This is a genomic window from Pseudomonas ogarae (assembly GCF_014268695.2).
Classification (GTDB): domain Bacteria; phylum Pseudomonadota; class Gammaproteobacteria; order Pseudomonadales; family Pseudomonadaceae; genus Aquipseudomonas; species Aquipseudomonas kilonensis.
Genome location: NZ_CP077086.1, coordinates 1,356,952 through 1,377,450, shown reverse-complemented (window position 1 = coordinate 1,377,450; position 20,499 = coordinate 1,356,952). Strand labels below are relative to the sequence as shown.

At 57.2% G+C, this 20,499-nt stretch carries 24 protein-coding genes; 12 read left to right on the top strand and 12 right to left on the bottom strand.

The window, feature by feature from the left end; genetic code table 11:
• Positions 1–34 precede the first annotated feature (34 nt).
• On the bottom strand, positions 35–1,021 hold the full coding sequence (locus HU749_RS05875) for a DUF3644 domain-containing protein (protein WP_225919136.1): 987 nt from the start codon (positions 1,019–1,021) through the stop codon (positions 35–37).
• Positions 1,022–1,335: 314 nt separating this feature from the next.
• The gene (locus HU749_RS05870; protein ID WP_041475740.1) at positions 1,336–1,695 is read right to left on the bottom strand and encodes a DUF6124 family protein; all 360 of its coding nucleotides are present in this window, start codon (positions 1,693–1,695) and stop codon (positions 1,336–1,338) included.
• Between the two features lie 492 nt (positions 1,696–2,187).
• On the opposite strand from HU749_RS05870, the gene HU749_RS05865 reads away from it, so the two are divergent.
• The 7 genes from HU749_RS05865 (at position 2,188) to HU749_RS05835 (ending at position 5,116) form a co-directional block, all read left to right on the top strand.
• Entirely contained in the window at positions 2,188–3,384 is a 1,197-nt protein-coding gene (locus tag HU749_RS05865) for an S-type pyocin domain-containing protein (protein ID WP_186650044.1), read from the top strand.
• A gap of 13 nt (positions 3,385–3,397) precedes the next feature.
• Positions 3,398–3,646: a pyocin S6 family toxin immunity protein gene (locus HU749_RS05860; protein ID WP_186650046.1), complete on the top strand. Its 249-nt coding sequence runs from the start codon at positions 3,398–3,400 to the stop codon at positions 3,644–3,646.
• Between the two features lie 29 nt (positions 3,647–3,675).
• Positions 3,676–3,930: a colicin E3-like toxin immunity protein gene (locus tag HU749_RS05855; protein WP_186650049.1), complete on the top strand. Its 255-nt coding sequence runs from the start codon at positions 3,676–3,678 to the stop codon at positions 3,928–3,930.
• A gap of 90 nt (positions 3,931–4,020) precedes the next feature.
• Positions 4,021–4,251 carry a DUF7683 domain-containing protein gene (locus tag HU749_RS05850; RefSeq protein ID WP_186650051.1) on the top strand — a complete coding sequence of 77 codons (231 nt, stop codon included), beginning with the start codon at positions 4,021–4,023 and terminating at the stop codon, positions 4,249–4,251.
• A 66-nt stretch (positions 4,252–4,317) separates the two neighbouring features.
• The gene (locus HU749_RS05845) at positions 4,318–4,542 is read left to right on the top strand and encodes a hypothetical protein (protein WP_186650054.1); all 225 of its coding nucleotides are present in this window, start codon (positions 4,318–4,320) and stop codon (positions 4,540–4,542) included.
• A gap of 31 nt (positions 4,543–4,573) precedes the next feature.
• Positions 4,574–4,822 carry a pyocin S6 family toxin immunity protein gene (locus HU749_RS05840; RefSeq protein WP_186650056.1) on the top strand — a complete coding sequence of 83 codons (249 nt, stop codon included), beginning with the start codon at positions 4,574–4,576 and terminating at the stop codon, positions 4,820–4,822.
• A 39-nt stretch (positions 4,823–4,861) separates the two neighbouring features.
• Positions 4,862–5,116, top strand: a complete 255-nt coding sequence (locus tag HU749_RS05835; RefSeq protein ID WP_186650057.1) for a colicin E3-like toxin immunity protein — start codon at positions 4,862–4,864, stop codon at positions 5,114–5,116.
• Positions 5,117–5,153: 37 nt separating this feature from the next.
• Here HU749_RS05835 and HU749_RS05830 read toward each other — a convergent pair whose 3' ends face one another.
• The 3 genes from HU749_RS05830 to HU749_RS05820 form a co-directional block, all read right to left on the bottom strand.
• Positions 5,154–5,387, bottom strand: coding sequence for a hypothetical protein (locus HU749_RS05830; RefSeq protein WP_186650059.1), 234 nt, complete (start codon positions 5,385–5,387; stop codon positions 5,154–5,156).
• A gap of 4 nt (positions 5,388–5,391) precedes the next feature.
• Positions 5,392–5,874, bottom strand: coding sequence for a hypothetical protein (locus HU749_RS05825; RefSeq protein ID WP_186650061.1), 483 nt, complete (start codon positions 5,872–5,874; stop codon positions 5,392–5,394).
• A 175-nt stretch (positions 5,875–6,049) separates the two neighbouring features.
• Positions 6,050–6,409, bottom strand: a complete 360-nt coding sequence (locus HU749_RS05820) for a DUF6124 family protein (RefSeq protein ID WP_186650065.1) — start codon at positions 6,407–6,409, stop codon at positions 6,050–6,052.
• A gap of 484 nt (positions 6,410–6,893) precedes the next feature.
• On the opposite strand from HU749_RS05820, the gene HU749_RS05815 reads away from it, so the two are divergent.
• The gene (locus HU749_RS05815; RefSeq protein ID WP_186650068.1) at positions 6,894–7,979 is read left to right on the top strand and encodes a sensor domain-containing diguanylate cyclase; all 1,086 of its coding nucleotides are present in this window, start codon (positions 6,894–6,896) and stop codon (positions 7,977–7,979) included.
• On the opposite strand, the gene HU749_RS05810 is transcribed toward HU749_RS05815, so the two are convergent.
• From HU749_RS05810 to HU749_RS05800, 3 genes are read right to left on the bottom strand one after another with little or no spacing between them, the layout of a single operon-like run.
• Positions 7,963–10,311 (bottom strand): TonB-dependent receptor, encoded by a 2,349-nt coding sequence (locus HU749_RS05810; RefSeq protein WP_186650071.1) that lies wholly within the window; start codon positions 10,309–10,311, stop codon positions 7,963–7,965. The genes HU749_RS05815 and HU749_RS05810 overlap by 17 nt on opposite strands.
• A gap of 1 nt (position 10,312) precedes the next feature.
• Positions 10,313–12,700, bottom strand: coding sequence for a hybrid sensor histidine kinase/response regulator (locus HU749_RS05805; RefSeq protein ID WP_186650073.1), 2,388 nt, complete (start codon positions 12,698–12,700; stop codon positions 10,313–10,315).
• The gene (locus HU749_RS05800; protein WP_186650076.1) at positions 12,700–13,503 is read right to left on the bottom strand and encodes a response regulator transcription factor; all 804 of its coding nucleotides are present in this window, start codon (positions 13,501–13,503) and stop codon (positions 12,700–12,702) included. Before HU749_RS05800 ends, HU749_RS05805 begins: the two co-directional genes overlap by 1 nt.
• A gap of 217 nt (positions 13,504–13,720) precedes the next feature.
• On the opposite strand from HU749_RS05800, the gene HU749_RS05795 reads away from it, so the two are divergent.
• Both HU749_RS05795 and HU749_RS05790 read left to right on the top strand, forming a co-directional pair.
• The gene (locus tag HU749_RS05795; RefSeq protein WP_186650108.1) at positions 13,721–14,125 is read left to right on the top strand and encodes a DUF488 domain-containing protein; all 405 of its coding nucleotides are present in this window, start codon (positions 13,721–13,723) and stop codon (positions 14,123–14,125) included.
• Between the two features lie 205 nt (positions 14,126–14,330).
• Positions 14,331–15,842, top strand: a complete 1,512-nt coding sequence (locus HU749_RS05790; RefSeq protein WP_225919135.1) for a DUF6630 family protein — start codon at positions 14,331–14,333, stop codon at positions 15,840–15,842.
• Between the two features lie 183 nt (positions 15,843–16,025).
• Here HU749_RS05790 and HU749_RS05785 read toward each other — a convergent pair whose 3' ends face one another.
• The 3 genes from HU749_RS05785 to HU749_RS05775 form a co-directional block, all read right to left on the bottom strand.
• A complete protein-coding gene (locus HU749_RS05785; RefSeq protein ID WP_095974684.1) occupies positions 16,026–16,571 on the bottom strand; it encodes a DUF4256 domain-containing protein in 546 nt (181 codons plus the stop codon).
• A gap of 137 nt (positions 16,572–16,708) precedes the next feature.
• Positions 16,709–17,458, bottom strand: a complete 750-nt coding sequence (locus HU749_RS05780; protein ID WP_095974683.1) for a hydroxypyruvate isomerase family protein — start codon at positions 17,456–17,458, stop codon at positions 16,709–16,711.
• A 41-nt stretch (positions 17,459–17,499) separates the two neighbouring features.
• Positions 17,500–18,153 carry an arylsulfatase gene (locus HU749_RS05775; RefSeq protein ID WP_041475735.1) on the bottom strand — a complete coding sequence of 218 codons (654 nt, stop codon included), beginning with the start codon at positions 18,151–18,153 and terminating at the stop codon, positions 17,500–17,502.
• 107 nt (positions 18,154–18,260) lie between these two features.
• Between HU749_RS05775 and HU749_RS05770 the strand changes: the two genes are divergently transcribed.
• Positions 18,261–18,677, top strand: coding sequence for a VOC family protein (locus HU749_RS05770; RefSeq protein ID WP_186650081.1), 417 nt, complete (start codon positions 18,261–18,263; stop codon positions 18,675–18,677).
• Between the two features lie 144 nt (positions 18,678–18,821).
• Here the strand turns inward: HU749_RS05770 and HU749_RS05765 are convergent, their stop codons facing one another.
• On the bottom strand, positions 18,822–19,193 hold the full coding sequence (locus HU749_RS05765) for a PH domain-containing protein (RefSeq protein ID WP_013692294.1): 372 nt from the start codon (positions 19,191–19,193) through the stop codon (positions 18,822–18,824).
• 117 nt (positions 19,194–19,310) lie between these two features.
• Here HU749_RS05765 and HU749_RS05760 point away from each other — a divergent pair, with 117 nt between their 5' ends.
• Positions 19,311–20,360, top strand: coding sequence for a hypothetical protein (locus HU749_RS05760; RefSeq protein WP_014336663.1), 1,050 nt, complete (start codon positions 19,311–19,313; stop codon positions 20,358–20,360).
• Positions 20,361–20,499 lie beyond the last annotated feature (139 nt).

The following is a 20,499-nucleotide window of genomic DNA, read 5'->3' as shown; positions in this document are numbered from 1 at the left end:
CTACTACACATACCAAGTATCGATAACCATGATTTTATCGATACTTCTCACCTTGCTGGGCACAATGCCCGACGACATATTCAAGCCATGCTTCATACCAATACCAAGTATTTGCGACTTGAGTTCCAAAGCCTAGGCTTGGCCTTTTAGCATCTAGTTCCTTCCAAAGAACGGTGTGGTTTGTAATAGTAAATTTTGTATAACCAGCCCCTGCAACCTTCTTCACAATTTCCGAAGGAAGGCACTTGGGGCGTTCGGTTTCTTTAATTACGGTATATTGTGCATTTATGCCTTTAGCAAGCTCCGAGTCAGACTTAATAAACTCAATAACCTGATCAGCTTGACCTTTTCGATTAGCCGTCTTAGGAATAAAAAACACCCGATAAGAAAACCGGGGATCATTAAACTCCTCATCACTTAAGCTCATATCAAAGTCAGTTATGTAAGCTCTTATATGTTCAGGCAACCCCTCCGTTTTAGAAAGCATATCAACCTGATCTTTGTTAAGGGATGAAAACTGCAAACTGAATGACAAATGCTTATCTATCCCGCACTCAGCACCAAATATTTTTTTTATAAGATCATTGTAGTTAAGACAACAAGCTTGAAAGCGCGCACTCAAAAATTGATCAATCCTCGTCGTCATTTGATGCTCAATTTCATGTCTGAGCCCAATTAAAAATCTCAGGTTTTTTGCAGCATTTTCAGGTACAGGTGAATTTTCATCATTGAGACAACGCTCCAGCTCCCAATGTTTCATAGCACCTTTAGCTGTTTTATCAAACCTCCTTCTAGCACCTACCATCTTGTAATAGCGATACTCTACTTGTTTTTTTCGATAATAAGCATGCAGCAAATATGTCCATGAGATCATCATCAGCACGATAAATATCTCAGATTTAAACATCAGCGCTGGATTATTGAATATCTGTACCGACGCCAACGCTGCCTCTCGAGATTTCTTAATTAACTCGCCCGATATAGAACCTACAGTTCGAATACGTTTTTTTTGAGAGGCCATATTACTCATCCTTCAGTAGTATCTAAACAGCATAGCCCCATCTCCGTCAATTTCCAGCCAAGATAACTTAACAGGCGGAATGCCCTTTTTTTAAGCCATTCCTCTTAAAATACAAATATTTGATACTAGATTTAGTACCTCGGGATATCAATCGAGCATTGCATTATAGACAAACAATCACCATCAGCCCTGAGAAGCAATACGACATGCGCTCACAGCTATGACGCGCATTCAGACACTTCACTTGAAAAAATAAAAGACCTTACTAAGCAAGGCCTTTTATTTCGCATTAACAATTGATTTAGCTGTGTAACTTACCTCACCTCAACAATGTCTAAAGCGCGATTCGCCAACAGCTCACTCACCTCAATCACCTGCAAAATCCCCAACGCAACACGCCGCCGCGAGCCATCAAGGTCGAATGCCAGATCATTGATCATGGCATTCGCCGAAGCCAGGTTCTCACTGAGGTTCGCAAGCAAACACTCAGAGTCCACACTCGGATCAATCCGCAAAATGGAGTCGGACTTGTCAGACGTCTCGCCCTTAGGCTTGGGTTTCAGGTAGTAATCCAACGCGCGGGTGGCCGCGTCGTCGAGCTTTTTGTTACGGGCAGACTGGGCACGAGATGTGGGTTCGTCTGTTACTGGAGGATTCGGTGTAATTTTGACCATAGCCTTAGCTCTCTTTGGTTGAGGCTACTCCCCGCTCGCGACTAAACGATTGGGAGGCAGCTGTACGCAGGTTAGTCGACCGACGAGCTAAGATATCGGCGCGCCCGGAGGCGCCCTGCGCACAGCCACCATCGAGTGCAGGGATGGGGATACCTGACTGATGGACGCTTGAGCGACTTAGCAACGACGGGCGACTAAACCCGATCACTGATGAGCAGTGACAGGTCCCAAACTACCGACGCAATCCAAGGCGAACAAGCCGGCGGATTCTGGCGTAGTTGTAGGCAATGGCGCAAGGCGACGTCGGCTCGCGAGTTGCGGTTGCCCACTGACTGACAGCCCCAGCTGACACTTCACATTGTTCCGGCCCCACATAGCCAGCCCTACCTGTTTTGAGGAAACCGGAACGACCACTTCAAGAATCCTCCTACATCGCGCCCCTCTCTTCCCGCGTTAGCGTCTGCGCTGCATTTAGCGGACGAGATTCACTACGTGGCGACACGCAAAAAAGACATCCCCCAGGTCCGAAACCCGCCCGGCGGCGATGGGCATCACGTCACCTATCGGGACATGACCGCCAGCGAACTGGCCGAGCGCGAAGCCCGGCAGCTGGCTTACGAAGCCATGCTTGCCCGGCAGGCAGCCTATGAACGAGAGCGCTGGGCCACGGTGGATAAAAAGCCCGTATTCAGCGTGACCGGAAGCGTGTTTGCCAAGAGCTGCAAGCTCCCCAATGGCATCATCGATTACAACAACCTCAACGGCTACGTCCCGGCAGATCTGGTCAAGCAGTACGGCGAACTCATGTGGCTCGGTGGTCGCAGCGCCGATCCATCCGGCACGATCCCCCTCAAGCGGATCGGCTCGGGTACGGTTCCCGTTACCTTGGGCAGGCTCGCGCTGGGTGGTTCGGCGACTTCCTCGGCTGCAGTTGCCGGCGGCACCGTCGGCGCTGCCCTGCTGACCGGCATCGTCGCCCTGCTCTGGCCGTCCAATCTGGGTGACAGCGCGCTTTATAGCGAAGACCAGCTACGCGATCTCAAGCAGGCCCGCAGCCGCATGCGCCTGAGCGTCGAGCAGCAGGCCGACGGCAGCCTCAAGGGCTACGGCTTTTACACCGGCCAGAATCGCGACTGGGAAATGGTCGACGTTGTCCAGTTCACACCGCGAGCCGATCAGTTCATCGTCGACCTGGGTGATGGCATCGAACTGATCTGGACCCCGGCTACCAATCCGGCCGACACCCTCGGCATCCCCGCCCTGGAAGCTGCGCCCCAGGCACCGCCTATTTGGATCTACCCGCCGACGCCGATGGCCGACAGCATCATCGTCGACCCGATCTATCCGCCGGAGTACAAGGATTTCATTCTGGTGTTTCCGGCGGATTCGGGGGTTCGGCCGGTTTATGTGGTTTTGAGTGTTCCGGGGGATCATAAGTACTACGAAGCTCCAAAACTGCTACCGGCCTTCCCCGATGCCGTCAAGGTAAAATCAAAGTCCTCCGTACAAGGCGGGGGCAAAAAAAGAAAACGTTGGGTCGATCGGAAGGGTCGTATTTATGAATGGGACTCCAAAAGTAATGCCGTAGAAAAGTACGACAAGCTAGGAAGCCATTTGGGCGAATACGACCACTTAACAGGTCGCCAAACAAAACCTGCCAAACCCGGCAGAACAACCCCACGACAATAAAAGAGGGAATACCATGCCTTGCTTCTCCATAACAGGTTTCTACCCAGATGACAAAAAGGACGATTCATTACAGTTTGAGATTTATATAGAGAACGCCAAACAAAAAGAAGCGCTGGCGCAAATAACTGAAGCTAAACCCTTCAACAAAATTGAACCCGGAGAGTTGGAGATAACAGAGGAACAGCTCAGCAAAATAGAAAAAGTTCTAGATCTAAAATTTCCTGACGGGCTGGAGTATTACATCGGAACTTGCGCCGACTAGCCCCCAACAGAAACCGGGAGAAAGCCCGAATGGGACTAAAATTAAGACTTGATTGGTACGACAAAAAAACCGAATTGGGTGAAGGCAAAGAATATTCGAACGACATGGGAGATGATGTATCGGTAATCTCGGCGATGGATCTGGAAAGCGAACCAGAAATATATGACGGCGGCTTTGATGTACGCGCCGAATGGATACCAATCCTCCAGCCCTTCTTTGACCACCCAATCGAACCAGAAATATTCGACTATCAAATTGCATTTCGGTACAGAACCAATTGGTAAAAACTAGTGCCACACACAAGGCCAATATCACGAAAAACCCGATAGCTGGCAAGCAAACTAGACCCAACCTCCGACAAGGAAAGTAGAGAAATGAAGCCCGTCGTTGAAATTTTTGACATGACTACTGAAGAGTTGATAAAGACCGTAGAAGTCCCAATCGCCTACATGGACCGGCTGGCCACACTTATGGACTGGAAAGAGCCTGAAGATTTTTGTTTTGTCTATGATCTGTTACCAGAGCAGATAAAGACGATAGAAGAGTGGACTCACACAACAATTCATGGCGATAACCGCATCATTCAAATCGTTTGCCTTGAATAAAGCCGACGCAAATCCGCCACTGTTATGGGCGCCCAAACCAGCGTCCCCAACGAGGCTGATAGAACCATGAAGCATAAAATAATGGGCGTAATAGACGGCGACGACCTTGCCTCATACGAAAACTCGCTCTGCATTGGCTCTCAGGCTCTAGCAAAAATAATGAACTGGACCAAAGAAGAAAGCTATTTTTATGATTACGCATTGAACACATCTCAAATTGCAGCGCTGGAAAAAGCATGTTCAATAGAGCTACCACGAAATCTGCTGCTTTTTTTAAGCAGCAGCAATTAACTCATTAAAAACCATCAAAACGAGGAATACCATGCGTTACCTCTCAATAACAGGCTTCTATCCAGACGACAAGAAAGACGATTCACTGCAGTTCAAGACCTGCATTAAAAACGCCGAGCAAAACGAAGCCCTCGCCCAGATAACTGAAGCAAAACCATTCAACGCTGTTGAACCAGGAGAGTTTCAGATAACAGAAGAGCAATTCAAAAAAATAGAAAAAACTCTCGATATAAAACTCCCTGCCGGACTGGAATATTTCATCGGGACTCGCGCCTACTAACCCTCAACAAAAACCAGATCAAAAAGCTGAACGAGCCAAATGGGACTAAAACTAAGACTTGAATGGTATAACAAGCAAACCGAATCCTACGAGGGCGAGGAGTACTCCGAAGACTTGGGTGACGACGGCTCTGTCATTGAAGCCCTAGGGATTCCAATCAAAAACAACATAAATAACGGAGGCTTTAATGTCCCACAAGAATGGGTAACAACCCTCCAACCTCACTTTCAACATTCAATTGATTGGCCCACCTACGTCTATCAGGTCTCCTTCGATTATCGAGACAGCTGGTAGCCACGGAGCGAGTGCTCAATAAAAAAGGAACGCAAATTCACGCCACATATCGGGCCCGGCTAAAAAACAGTGCCGCTCCGATACCAATAGCACTGGTTGAGGCGATCCCCAGATCAAAACCGGAGATGAAAGACGGCAGCATCAAAATACTCGCAAATCCCATGACAACCAAAGCAATGCCTAGCCATTTCCTGAGGCCGTAGGATTTCATATAGAAGAACAACAGCAGGAACACTGCGTATGCCAAAGCGTACAGGCCATATTCGTTCATAGTCTTAGCCGCCTTGCGCCTTGATGATCATGGAGGATCCGGAGTGTTGCGGACCTATGCCACCGCTTACCTGTGCATCGAAGCTCACGATGACATCACCGGCGTGATAGGTCGGCAATTTGCCCAACGTGAACTCGCGGACTGCCCATCCCACAGGGATGACCGCTCCGGGAATGAACTTGCCGGCCGCTGCGGCGAAAACTCCGCTGGTGAGGTTGGCGATACTCGTTCGTTGGGCGTTGAGTAAATCACCCTGTTGCCGGGTCAAGGGTTTTGAAATCCCGACCATCATTTGGCAGGGTAGATCCTTGGCGAGCATTTTGTCGTAAAGCTCCACTACCCGGTTGCTCACTTCGTAGTGGGCGGCTTTCGCTTCGCCAAAGTGCAGTGTTCTGAGGCTACCCCGCTCATCGGCTGACAGGGTGAAGCGCGATACGCTGAAGACAATTCCATGGCTGCCAGAAAACTGACCGTTTTCAAACTTCAATGCTCGCATCCTTATCGAGTCTGGGAAGGCGGGGATTTTGTCTTAGCGGGTGCGCTTTTCGCAAATGGTAAAAACGGGGCACAGCTGCAATGGCCTGGACTGGTCAGCTATTTGGCAATGAACGAGAGAGGTCTCGTTGCCAAGACCCCTCTGGCGCTGAGGGCGAACCTCTCGACTACCTCACCTCAACAATATCCAAAGCCCGATTCGCCAACAGCTCACTCACCTCAATCACCTGCAAAATCCCCATCGCAACGCGCCGCCGCGAGCCATCCAGATCAAACGCCAAATCACTGATCATCGCGTTCGCCGAAGCCAGGTTCTCACTGAGATTCGCCAGCAAACACTCAGAATCCACACCCGGATCAATCCGAAAAATGGAGTCCGACTTATCAGACGTTTCGCTCTTAGGCTTGGGTTTCAGGTAGTAATCCAACGGTCGCGTGGCAGCGTCGTCGATTTTCTTGTTGCGGGCGGACTGGGCGCGGGATGTGGGTTCGTCTGCCGCAGGAGGGTTCGGAGTCACTTTTACCATCGTCTTGCTTCCTGTAATTGGAGCCATCACCCGCTCGCTGCTAAACGATGGGAGGCAGCTGTACGCAGGTTAGCAGACCGGGGAAACAAGAAACCGGCGCGTCCGGGGACGCCCTGCGCACAGCCACCATCAAGTGCAGGATGGGGATTCCTGACTGGATGACGCCTTGCACAACCTGTTTCACCACGAGCTGCTAAACCCGATCACTGATGAGCAGTGACAGGTCCCAAACTACCGACGCAACCCCAGGCGAACAAGCCGGCGGATTCTGGCGTAGTTGTAGGCAAAGGCGCAAGGCGACGTCGGCTTGCAAGCCGCAGCCGCCCAGTGTCTGACAGCCCCGGCTGACACATGGGAAAATCTTTCCAATCCATCCCCTCCCGCAAAGCTCCCATCCGCTCCAGCAAAGTCCTCGGCAGTTCTGCACCTCGATAATGCTCCGCTTACTCACCCCAAGCGCTGCAACCGAGCACCGTGTACCCCCATGAACCTACGCACCTTCATCCGTAGCTACTGCCTCAACTCCAGGCTCGCCACAAATGCCCTGACCCGCCTGCACCGAACGCTGTCGTCCCTGGCCGGCTACCTGGCCCAGCAAGGCTTCGACTCCGAAACATGGCCGGCCACCCGTGACGAAGCCACGCTGGACCGTCGCCTCAACACCGTCTGCCCAGAACTGGCCGCCACGGTGTTCAGCCACGCCCGCGAAGGCATCATCCTGGTCGACCCCTTCGGCCGGGTCATCGCCGTGAACGAGGCCTTCACGCGGCTCACCGGTTACGGGCAAGAAGAGATAAAAGGCCGCGAGCTGAACTCCCATCGCATGGTGCGTCGCCTCACCGCCTTTTACGCCCCCATGAAAAACGCGCTGGATTTCCACGGCCATTGGTCCGGTGAAATCCAAAGCAACCACAAGGACGGTCGGGAGATGACGTCGCGAATCAGCATCAGCGCCGTGCATGACCGTCACGGCAATGTTCAGCACTACGTGGCGCTGTTCAGCGACATGACGCAAATGAAGCAGCGTCTGCAGTTGCTGGAGCGGGATGCGCGGTATGACGCGCTCACGCAGTTGCCCAATCGGTTGTTGTTGGCCGAGCGGATGCGTCAGGCGTTGGGCAAGGCGCGTATTTATCAGCAGAAGGTGGCGATTGCGTTTATTGATCTGGATGGGTTCAAGGCGCTGAACGACAGTTATGGCCATGACTGGGGGGATCGGGTGTTGCAGATTGTCGCGGCGCGGATCAATGCGACGTTGCGTGAAGGCGATACCTTGGCGCGGTTGGGGGGCGATGAGTTTGTCGCGGGGCTGGTGGGGTTGCAGGCGGTGGAGGACTGCGAGCCGTTGCTCAAGCGGATGCTGGCGGCGGCCAATGCGCCGATTTTGATTGGTGCGCAAACGGTGGAGATCGCGGCGAGTATCGGGGTGGCGTTTTACCCTGAGCATGGGCATGAGATCGATGGGCTGATCAGTAAGGCGGATCAGGCGATGTATCTGTCGAAGAAGGCTGGCGGTAATCGTTTGGCGTTTTGTCCGACGCGGTTTATTTCGGTCAATAGCGAAGTCTGACGGTGGTGCCGAGGGTGCGTTCGCTGCCGGTTATGACGCCGTAGTCGCCGGTGCCGAGCAGTGAATAGACGGCGGTGATGTAGTTGCGGTCGAAGACGTTGCGCACCCAGCCTTCGACTTCCCAGGCGCGGTCCTGGCTGCGCAGGCCCAGGCGCAAATTGGTGAGGCCGTAGCTGGGTTGATAGCTGCCTTCGCCGCCTTCGAGGGTGCCGGAGTAGCCGGTGCGAAAGCTGTAGTCGATGCCGCTGAAGGCTTCCAAGCCGTAGGGCAGCGGATGGGTGTGGTCGAGGCCGCTGCTGAGGTTCCATTCCGGCGCGTTGTAGAGGCGCTCGCCGCTGAGGTCGCAGGTCCATTGGCCCGAGGCCGGTGGGCACGGGGCGTTGGGGAAGCTGCGGTAGCGGGCATCGCTCCAGGCCAGGCCCAGGCGCCCGGTGAGTTTGGGGGTAAGTTGCCAGGCAGAATCGAGTTCGATGCCGCGCAGGCGGACTTTGCCGACGTTGATCAGATTGTCCCGCAGCGGTGGTGCGAACAGCGAAGTGGGCGGGCTGTAGGTGAGCGCTTGGTAGTTGTCGACGTCGGTCTGGTAGACGGCGAGGTCGAGCAATGCGCGCTCATCCCAGAACCGCGTTTTCATGCCCAGTTCCAGTGAGGTGGCCCGCTCGGGCTCGAAGGTCGGTGCGGTGAACGGGCCGACCACGTCGAAGTTGATGCCGCCGGCCTTGTAGCCCCGCGACCAGCTGACGTAGCCCATCACCGCCTCGCTGAAACGGTAGCTGGCGCTGAGGAGGCTGGAGACGTTGTCTTCTTCAATCGAATCTTCGCGGTAATAAGCACCACCGAGGGCAATGTCGCGCAGCAATTGCCCACCGGCCTGGAACACTGGTGGCAAGCCGGTCAGCGGGGCGAGGTTGCTGACATCGCGGGAGATCCAGCCGTCCTTGCGCTCCTGGCTGTAGCGCAGGCCGCCGGTGAGTTCCAGCGGGTCAATCGGGCGCCAGGAGAGCTGACCGAAAATCGCTCGGCTGTCGCCCTTCTGCTCGCCGTCGTAACGTTGCCGGGCGCCGTCCAGCAGCATGGCCGGCACCTGGCTCGGATCGGTGATATTGATGCCCAGGCTCTTCAGTTGCTCCAGTTGATCGCCGACGAACCAGGGCGCGGCGTCCTTGCCGAATTCGGCGTCGATCTGCCGGTCGAGCTGTTGGCGCAGGTAGTAGAGGCCGGCGACATAATCGACGGACGAGCCGGCTGTGCCGGACAGGCGCCATTCCTGGCTGAACTGCCGGTGGCCCAGTTCGGTTTCGGATTGGATCACCGACAACGCGGTACTGTCACTGTCACGGGTGGCGCGGTAGTCCCAGTCGCGGTAGGCGGTGATGCTGGTGAAGCGCATCGCCTCGTCGAGGTCCCAGTTCAACTCCAGTGAGACGCCGTTCTGCAGGGTTTGCGGATGGCCCGGCGCGTCGATGCGGGACTCGCGTTTGTAGGGGGCGGGCTCGGTCAGTGGATAGCCGAGGAATTTGGCGCGTTTGCGGGTTTGCTCGCCGTAATGATTGACCAGCAGGACGTTGCCGGCTTCGTTTTGCTCGGCGTAGTCGGCGATCAGGCGGGCGCTGAAGTCGGTGTTCGGCGTCCACAGTAGTTGTCCGCGCAGGCCTTGGCTGTCGGCGTCGCCGAGGCGGCTGCCGTCGTGCAGGTTTTCCACGGCGCCATCGGAGGCGCTGTCGAAGACGTTGAGGCGGCCGGCGAGCTCGTCGTCTTGCAGCGGCCCGGAAACCGTCCCGCGGTATTCCCGCAAACCGCGCTCGCCGTAGCTCGCTTCGAGGTTGGCTTCGGGCTGGAAGGTCGGCTGGCGGGTGATGATGTTCAGCGCGCCGGCGGTGGTGTTTTTGCCGAACAAGGTGCCTTGGGGCCCGCGCAAAACTTCGATGCGCTCGATGTCCATCAACTCGGTGAAGGCCATGCCCTGGCGCGCCTGGTAAACACCATCGACGTAGGTGCCGACGCTGCCTTCCAGGCCTTCGTTGTAGGCGGTGGCGCCGAATCCACGCAGACCGAAGCCGGCGTAGCGGGCGTCGTGGCCGGACACTATCAAGCCCGGCACGCGTTGTTGGATGTCTTGCAGTCGATGCAGACCGGCTTCGTCCAGTTGGTCGCCGTAGAGGACGTTGATCGGGATCGGTACGTTTTGCGGATCTTCTTCGCGGCGGCGAGCGGTGACGGTGGTTTCGTCGAGCGTGAGGATGCTGGGTGCCTCTTGTTCGGCATTGGCCGACGCCAAGGGCAACGCTGAAAAACTGCCGAGCAAGAGCAGGCGGTAACCCAAACCGAGCATGCTATTGCTCCCGAGCCGTCGCGCGACGCACCGTGTCCGGACAGGCCAGTGCCTTGACGCAGGCCAGCAATTCGCGGCTGTCGGCGGGCTTGAGCAGTACTGCGTCGAAGGCCAGGTCCTTTGGATAGTTCTCCGGCCTGCGTGGCGGCACTGCGGAATAAAGCATCACGGGTAGATCGCACGCACCGTCGCGCACCTGGCGCAGCAGTTCCCACCCGTCCATGCCGGGCATCATCTGGTCGCTGATCAGCAGGTCAATCGATTGTTCAGCCAGGCAGGCCAAGGCGTCTTCGCCGGTCGCCGCCATGCTCACGTCGAAGCCGTAACCGGCCAGCAGGTCGTAGAGCCATTCGCTGTTCTGTTCGATGTCGTCCACTAGCAGGACGTGTTTGCCCTGGCCGTCGAGGGGCGTGGCGTTGTTGTCGACGATACCGTTTTCCAAGTCGTGTTCTTGGGCGCAGTTCAGTTGCAGGCGAAAACTGAAGTGGCTGCCCTGCCCCGTGGTTTGGGGTTCGAGGCGGCTGTCCATGCGCTCCAGCAGTTGCGTGACGATGGACAGGCCCAATCCGCTGCCTTCGAAGCGCTGGGCATTGCGGCCGCGGCGGAACGGTTGCAGGAGTTGTTCGAACTCTTGCGGGTCAATGCCGATGCCGGTGTCGATCACGCTGAAGCGCAGTTCCACGGTGTCGGTGCTCGCACCTGAAGAAGCGCACACTTCAAAACGGATCTGGCCGTTGCGGGTGAATTTCGCCGCGTTCGCCAGGAGGTTCATGAGGATCTGCCGCAGACGTTTGAAGTCAGCCTCTACGAGGGGTGGCAGGTCATCCGCCAGCACCGCCTCAAAGGTGTTGCCCTGGCGTGCGGCGAGAAAGCCCGCCTCATCTGCGATCTCTTGCAGGAAGCCGTACAGGTAGCCCGGCGCGAGGGTCAGTTGCATCTGCTCCAGCTCGCCATGGGAGAACTCGAGCATCTCGTCGATCAGTTCCAGTTGCTGGCGGGCGTTGCGCTCGATGGTGGCTTGATAGTCGCGGTTGGGGCCGGCATGCAGCAGCCGCGCGTAGTCGATGATGCGCACCAGCGGCGAGCGCAGGTCGTGGCTGATCCGCGCCATCAACGCGCTGCGCGCCGCCAGGGATTCGCGCAGCTGCGAGGTGCGCAGCGCCACGGTGCTTTCCAGGCGTTCCTGTTCGGCTTGGCGTTGTTGGTCGAGGGTGGACAGGGCGTTTTTTTCACGGTTGCGACTGCGGGCGACTTCCATGATCAACGTGCACACCAGCAACACCACGCCCGGGAGTGTGGACGATAAGCTGTATTTGCTTTGGGGCGACTGCCAAGGCAAGTGTTCCTGGGGGAAAAGCATCCGCATCAGCAATTGTGCAAGCATCAGGGCCGGCACCAGCCAGGCCATCCAGCTGTAGTTCAGCCGCTTGCGCCACGCCATGAATAACGTGGCGAGTAGCGCGCCATAGAAACTCATGAGAAATATCTGGACGATTTGCGCGCCCTGGACCGGGTCGATCTTCAGCCACCAGATTCGGCCGAAGACACAGCCCAACAACGGAACCCAATAGCTCCAGCCAATGATTTTTGGCAGTTGGGAAACCTGCAACAGCACGCGGAAGTAGGCCAGGAACAGCACGAACGCGATCGCGCTGGCGCAGGTCAGCAGCTCCCGTGTCCAGCCCAGCGCCGCGGGCCAGTAGATCAGGTAGCCGTTGAGAATGCAGGTCAGCAGGATGTAGCTCAATACCGCGCCCGCGTTCACGGTCAGCAGTTGGGAGCGCAGGATCCAGCCGACGATGAAACCGAACGGGACCACCAGCAGGACAATGCCGAGGGTGAGTCCGTCGCTCAAATAAGTCTGTTGCTGACTGCGCAGCAGCGCCGGTTCGGACCACAGTTCCGGCTCCAGCAACATCTGGAAATTGCTCGCCACGCGGACGTACAACGTGATGCTCTCCCCTGCTGCCAGCGAGACCGGGAACGCCGGCTGACGTGTCGCCGGCTGCGGCCATTCGGTCAAGGGATAGGCGCCACCGGCATGGGCATCCTGACCCGGTTGATAGACGCGGATGTCTTCCAGGCGCGGCGCGCCGACCACCAGCAGGCGCGAACACGCCGCAGTACTTGAGTTGCTGAGCTGCACTTTCAACCAGAAGGCGGAGCGGCTGTAGCCTTGGGTCGGCCAGCCAGGGGTTGCAGGGTTGAAATACGTGTTGGGTAGTTGAGTGACTGCTTCCAGGCTCAGGCTGGCCTGGGTGTCTTCGAAAATCTGTATCGCGGGCATCAGGTCCAGGTGGTCAGCCTGGCAGATATCCACAGGCGCGGCACGCAGCAAGCCTGTGGATAACAACGCTATCGTCAGCAATAAAACCTGTAGGAGCCGCATCAGGTGCGCCCGGCCAACTCGGTTTCGGTGATGCCCAGGGCTTGCTGGCGAAACTGACTGGGCGTCATGCCGATTCGCTGGCGGAAGGCCGTGGTGAAGTTGCAGGCGTTGCGAAAGCCCACCAGTTCGGCAACGTCCTGCACGCTCATGGCGCTTTCGGAAAGCAGATCCTGGCCGCGCCGCAGTCGTGCGTCGCGAATGTAGGCGAACACGGTCAGCCCCAGGTGCTCGCGAAAGATCCGCGAGAGACGCTTCTCGTGAGTGCCGACTTTTTGCGCCAGTTGGACCAGGGACGGCATGTCATCGAGGTGGTCTTCGATCAACCGCATCACGGCGCGCAGGACGATCTCGTCGCCTTCCGGCTCCGGATCCGCCGGGTTGTGTTGATGGGTGGGCGGCGCGCGCCAAGTCAATTGCAGGTGGATCTTGATACGCGCCAGCACTTCCTCGGGCGCGCAGGACTTGGGGATGTAATCCACCCCGCCCACGGTGAGCCCTTCCAGGCGTTCGATGGAGCTGTTGGCTGAAGACAGGAACAGGATGGGCGTGTGCCGGGTCGATGGCGCCTCGCGCAACAGCCGGCACAGGCTGAAACCGTTCATGTGCGGCATGTGCACGTCCAGCACGATCAAGTCCGGACGCAAGGCCAGTGCCCGCTGATAACCCTGGTGGGCATCGCTGGCCAGGGAAACTCGCCAGGGTTGGGCCTTGAGCAGGATGAGCGTCGCACGGATATCCTCCGGGACGTCGTCGATCAGCAGAATATGCGGCGGCTCGGACGACACCGCCGCGCTTGCCTCCATAGCCGCCCGCCTTTCGTATCGTCCGTTGTCCATTCGCTACGTTCTCTTATCGTGCGTTTGCCAATTAATTGCCGGAAAGCAACGCTATCGCAACGCAAAATCGATGGATCGGTAAAAATCGTTACACCAATAGCGGCAGGTGCGGCGAAGACTTGAAGGCGCCGATATGTCCATGGCCGCTATGCTGAGGCGATTCCACTTCGACAGGCAGGCTTTGATGATCCAGTGCAAACGCGCCTATGAAACAGCCAGCGCCGCGGATGGCGTACGGGTTCTGGTCGACCGCTTGTGGCCGCGCAATTGTCGCAAGGATGCGTTGGCGATTGCGCAGTGGCTACCGGAGGTCGGGCCTTCCCATGAGTTGCGCAAGGCGTTCAAGGCGGGGGCGGTTTCGTTTGCCGAGTTCAGCGTGGCGTATCGGCGTGAGCTGGCGGCGCGGCCAGAGCATTGGTGGAAGCTGGTGGATATTGCGCGGGATGGGACGCTGACGTTGGTGTATGCGGCCAAGTCTACGGTTGAGAATAATGCGGTGGTGTTGGCGCAGTGGTTGGAGGATGAGGTGGAGAAACGGGCGGAGGGGAGTTCGTCGGTTTGTTATTTGTCTGAGTTTCCGGAGCTTTGAGTCACTGAACTACCTGTGGGAGCGAGCTTGCTCGCGATAGCGGTAAACCAGCCGCCATTGATGTTGCCTGACCTGCCCCTATCGCGAGCAAGCTCGCTCCCACAGGGGGCTGTGCACGGCCAGTCAATCAAAATCGGCTTATTGGTTTGCTTGAGTTCGGCGGTGTGCAGCTAAGATGCGCAGAGAATCCACAAGGAAGACAGCCGTGACGCAATCGCCATTTGATCCGTTGGTTCATATCGATTGGAAAACACCGGGCAGCGACTTGCTCGGGCTGCTGCAGCATTACTACCCCGACATCGATGTGTTTGCCGGCCCGGGGTTCGAGGCGCTGTTGGATGAGGTATCCAACGAGATGCCCGAGGTCTGTTTCGAGGCGCTGGCGCCGGTGTTGGCGGCTCAGGGTTATGACTTGTGGAACCTGGATGCCGGTGGCGATGATTATCGGCCGGTGATTGTCCAGGCCGATCAGCGCGAGGCGTTTGCCCAGCACTGGCAGGGCCAGCGCGGCGAGCCGAGGTTCACGGCGAGTTTGATCGCACCACCCAAGCCCGCCGCCATCGAACGCAAACCGGCCAAACCCAAGCGCAGCAAGGTGAAGTGGCTGCAGGAAGTCCATGACTATCCCGGCGCCACCTATGTGCATGAATACAACTACCGCAACGGTTGGGCGGCCATCACCGAGCAGGACGAAGACCAGTGGTTGTGCTTCCTGATCGATTACAACCAATGGCCGCCCGCCGAGCAGGACATGCTCGAACACAGGACCGATGACGTGGACGCCGCGGACTTGCAGCTCATCAATGCCGATGCCCAGCGCAGCCTGTGGAAACGTCGGGTCATACGCGGCGATTACAGTGCGGATGACCGTTACCAATACGAGATTCGGCAAGGCGATGAGATCGCGGCGTTCGGGCCTGCCGGGGAGCAGTGGCCGGAATTTGAACAGCCTTGCGTGGTGGTGGGCTCGGAGATATTCGAACGCCAGCGCATTTACGAACCCGAGCATTTGACGCGGATCTGGCGGATCACGGCGGACAGCAGCGAGGTGATTTTCGAGTACGCGGATGAACTGACGATCCTGCCCGTCGGTCCTGGTCGCTTGCTGTTCATGCAGCACAACGGCCCGCACTGCTGGACTTGGAATCAAGAATCGCCGCACCAGGCCTTCGTCGCCAAACCGATGCCCGCTGAGGCCTATAAGCTGCGGGCCTCAACCGCGTACCTGGGGGGTGACGAGGTTCTGCTGTTCAGCGAAGGCGCGCGGCAGAACGTTGAGCACTCGGGTTATCAGGAAACGGTGTTGTTGGCGTGGCGCTTCAACTTCATGACTGGCACTGCGACGAAGGCGACATTGGACGGCTTCGGCAGTGAGCTACGCCAGGACACGCGCCTGCTTGTCACGCAGCCCAAGCAGGTCATTACGTTGCGCACGTTTCATGGGCAGCTTCATGTGGCCCGGGGGCATGGGGATTGGTGGGTGTGGAGTTATCGCGCCAACACCTTTGGCACACACACGCTGGCGTGGTTTTGGAATCAGGGCAGCAATGAGGTGGTGAAGCTGTCGAGCAAGGACATCCCGCGTATTAAACCGGATGTCCGTTATGTGCCGGGGCAGGATCGGTACCTGGCGTTTGAGACGGAGTTTGTGGCGCGGTTGCCGGAGTTCAGTGAGATGGTTGAGGCCAAGGGGTGTGAGGTTTTGGTGTTTGAGTGAGGCGGTTTTGCCTCACCGCGATCCTTCGAACGCATCAGCTTTTGTGGCGAGGGAGCTTGCTCCCGCTCGGCTGCGCAGCAGCCGCAAAACCTGCCGACACCGTTTCTCCTGGTGCACCGCGGTGAATGGGTTTGGGGCCGCTTCGCAACCCAGCGGGAGCAAGCTCCCTCGCCACGGGTTTGCTTAGATGCTTAGCAACCCACGAAACCCACGCGCTGCGTAATACGACTGCACGCCATTGTGGTAGATGAACACCCGGCCATAACGGTAGTCGCCAAAAATCGCCCCATCGAGGGCGCGAAGCGCTGGAGGGGTTGCCAGCCAACTGGACGTCTTGGCATCAAACTCGCCGAGCGTTTGCAGGGCTCGGTACTGCTCTTCCGTCAGCAGGGCGATGCCCATTTCTTCGGCCATTTCAACGGCACTGCCTTTGGGCTTGTTCTCCTTGCGTGCGTCCAGGGCGGCACGGTCGTAGCAGAGGCTTCGGCGACCGGTTGGGCTTTCTTTGGCGCAATCGCAGAAGGTGACAGCACCGGTTTTCGGATCGAGGCCGATCACGTCTGGCTCGCCCCCGGTGGCTTCCATGGCCTGGAGGGACTTCAAGGCTTTGGGGTTGTTTTCAAGTCGAGTCTGGACGTCGGCCCAGGGGATGTCTGGGTGACGGTTCAGGTTTTTTTCGAAGCGGGTTTTCAGGGTTTGGATGAGGTTGTCTTGTTCTTGTTTTTTCATGGTGTGGGAGTCCCTGGGTGATCGGTTGCCGATTCCGCGCCTGGTTCAAGACTACCTAGGATAGACGGGCGGCAGATTTCCCACAGACCTGGCCGCTTTTTTGTGAGAGCAAGCTCGCTCCCACAGGGGTGTGTTTGTCAGGCACTGAACTGCTTGATCCAATCAAGGCCTGCCACGGTAGAGCCGGTGGGACGGTATTCACAGCCGATCCAGCCTTGATAGCCACGCTGCTCCAGGTCTGCGAACAACGCCGCAAAATCCATGCTCCCCGTCCCTGGTTCATGACGCCCCGGACAGTCGGCAATTTGCACATGGACGGTTCGGTCATAGAAGCGAGCCAGGACATCCGCAGCGTCCCCGGTCAGCCGTTGGGCGTGGTAAAGATCGAGGATCAGCCCGACACTCGGGAACGTCTCCAGCACCTGTTGCGCCTTGCTGAAGTCGGACATGTAGTAGTCCGGCATTTCCTGCACGCAGATGACTTCGATCAGCGGCCGCAGCCCCTGGTCCTCAAGGTATTTGACGGCGTACTCCAGGTTGCTCCCATAGATAAGCGCGGCGTCTTCCTGGGTCGTAACGCCCGACATGATGTGGACATCCGAACACGCCAGCGCCTTCGCATAACGAGCAGCCTGGAGCAAGCCGCTGCGAAACGCCTCTTCCTGGCCGTGCAAGGCGGCGATGCCTTTGGTCACGCCAGCCGGTGCGGCGAACTGGATCAACGGCAGGTTGTGTTGAGTCAGGTGATCGGCCAGAAGACTGGCGTCGAACTCATAGGGCGACGGGAATTCCACCGCGCGAAAGCCCGCAGCGGCGGCGGCTTCGATGCGTTGTAGAAAAGGCACTTCATTGAACTGAAAACCGAGGTGAGCGTTGAACTTGGGCATTGGCTAAATCATCCATCCTGGAAAGAAACGAAATCATCCGTTTAGAGCAACTTGCGCAGCGCCAGCACGGCACTGTCGGGCGTGGTCAATACCGGTAGTCCGGAGCGAGCCTGGGCCTGTTCGGCGGCACTGGTCATCGAGAACTGGGCGAAGCAGATCAAGTCGCAATCCTTAACCTGAGCGGCCATTTCCACAATGGCAGCATCGTGGGCTTGTGGGTTGCCGTCTTTCAACGCCTGCAATGCACCCGGAACGAAATAAGGCACCACTTCCACCGCGCGACCACTGCGCTCTGCCGCTTGCTTGAACTCGGGCATCATCGAGGTAATGGTCGGCTCGAACGTTGCCAGCACAGCAATGCGCGATGCCTGGCTCAGCGCCTGGTCGATCATGGCTTCGTTCGGCTTGAGCACGGGAATGGCCACCTCGGGTTTAACCAGGTCGATGGCATCGCCAAACGCCGAGCAGGTAAACAGAATGGCATCCGCCGCGCTTTGTACGGCGTAGTGGGACAGCGTCAGGAAGCGCGCCTTCATGCTCGTGGTCAACTCGCCCTCTTCCACCCGGTCCTGGGGCAGCGAATCCTCGAGCAGATTGATGATCCGTGCCTGTGGCCAATGCCGGGCAAAGGCCGCCGTGATGGGCTCGATCGCCAAAGGGGTTGCGTGGATCATAAAAATTCGTGGAGCCTTCATGCTTATGCCATTCTCCAGATCATGTTTTTTGCACGGTATCAGAAGCCCCGATAGCGTGTGGAATTCCTGTGGCAATAAACATGCGGCACTGAGCACATGAGGCCTGTATGAAGAACTTCACGATTCAACGTATCGACCACATCGTCCTGCGCGTAAAAGACCTCGAGCGCAGCCTCGCTTTCTACACGTCGGTGCTTGGTTGCGAGCTCAAGAAGCGCCGGGACGATCTAGGCATGCTTCATCTGGGCACCGGTGTTTCGATGATTGACCTGGTGGCCGTCGACGGGCCTCTCGGTCGCCAGGGTGGGCCGGCGCCCGGCAAGCAGGGGCACAATGTCGATCACCTGTGCCTGCGTATCGAGCCGTTTGATGAGCAAGCCCTCCTCGCGCATTTGGCCTCGGCCGGCCTGACCGTTGAGAAAGCGCAGATGCGCTATGGCGCGGAGGGCAAGGGTTGGTCGATCTACTGCTTAGATCCGGATGGCAACCAGATCGAGTTGAAGGGGCCAGCGCTGGAGCCCTGAGCTTCAACGGGCGGATGCTGCCCCTGTGGGAGCGGGCTTGCTCGCGATGGCGGTCTGTCTGGGCCGGTGATGTTGGCTGTGCCTCCGTCTTCGCGAGCAGGCTCGCTCCCACAGGGGGTTGGCGGTGGACACTGAGTTTGCCGATCAGGTCAGCAGGTGTTTGGAGATCACCTTGGAGATTTCCACAATGCCGGTCTTGCCGGTGAATTCGAATTTCACTTTGCCCAGGGATGAAAAATAGATCTCCAGTTCAGAATCCAGGTCGAAGGTGCCGGAGGTTTCGACCGAATAGGCGACGATGTTTTTGTAGGGCAAGGAAGTGAAGTCTTTTTTGCTGCCGGTGATGCCTTGCACGTTCACCGCGATGATGCGTTTGTTAGTGAAAACCACCCCATCGCGCATGGATTTATAAGCGTCGATGACCTGTTCACCGTCCAGCAGCAGGGCCGTGACACGTTCGGCGTATTCGTCGTTTTGCTTGAGCTTGAAGAAGCCTTTGTTGTTGAAGTCGATCATCGATAAGTCCTTGTCGAGAAGATGAGGGTATTGCCTACAGCCCAGCGGCAGGTGATGGACGCAATAGTGGCACTTCAGTAGCATTCGCCAACTTTATCGATCCTTCAAGGATGACCTATGCTCGCCCTGCCTCGCTGCCCTGCCCCGTTGTTAGCATTGTCCGCGTTGTTTGTATTGCTCGGCGGTTGCAGCGTCAATGGCAGTTATCCCGATGCCATCGAACCGGACGCCGCCAAGTTGCGGTTCGTCGCCAATACCAGCAACGCAACGCTGGATTATTTCGACGCGGCCCATTGCGACGGGCAAACCACGGGCATTCTCAACAATATGCTGCTGAGCGATACCGCGCGGCGGGTGGGGATGAGCGTTCCGGCGCCCAAGGATGCCAGGGGTTATTTGGAGGTCAAGCTCAAGCCCGGTGAGCAGATTCACCTGCGCACCAACATGAACAGCGGTTATGCCGTGTGCGGCAAGGGCTTCAACTTTACGCCCGAGGCCAATGCCGAATACGAGGTGACGTTCAAGTCCGAGAAGAACTTCTGCCTGACTCAACTGCAACGCTTGCAACGGGTCGACGGCAAGGACGTACGCACACCGATCCCGATCCTGAAAAAAGACTTTCCCGCCTGCGCCGGTCGCAATCCGCTGTTCCCCAAGACCTACCCGGACACGCCCCATCGCTTGGAGCTGATGAATCGAGTCATCGATAAAAGCCTGGTCGTCACGGTGAAGACCGATCCGGCCAAGGAAAAAGTCGAGAGTTACTCGCCAGAGAAGCTGGACACCCTGATCAGCGAACGCAAGGCCAAGCTCGGCTTCGAGCTGCCGGCTGACTACTGGACGCTGTACCGGGAAAACCTGAAGACGTTTGGCGATGACATGGCGCAGAACAAGGCGCACTCGATGGAACGCTTCAGGGACGAATACCAGACGCGCCTGCGGCAGTTGAAGGACGAGCAGTTGGAACAGTGGGCGTTGCCCAAAACCGCCAATGCCAAGCCGGAAAAAGCCGAGATCGACCTGGACGTCGCGATGATGGTGGAGTACTTCCGGATCGGGAATGGAGTGACAGTCGAAGCGGTAGGTCATCACCTGGAGAGGATGGCGCAGATGGACGAGCGTTACGGTGTGTGTGCTCGGTTTGCGGAGTGCTGGAAGCGCAACTAGCAAGAGGATGGGCCACCGTCATCGCGAGCAGGCTCGCTCCCACAGGGGGTCGGTGCTGGACACAGCATTTGCAAACCCCCGAGATCAAAAACTGTGGGAGCGAGCTTGCTCGCGATGGCGATGTGTCAGCCACACTAAT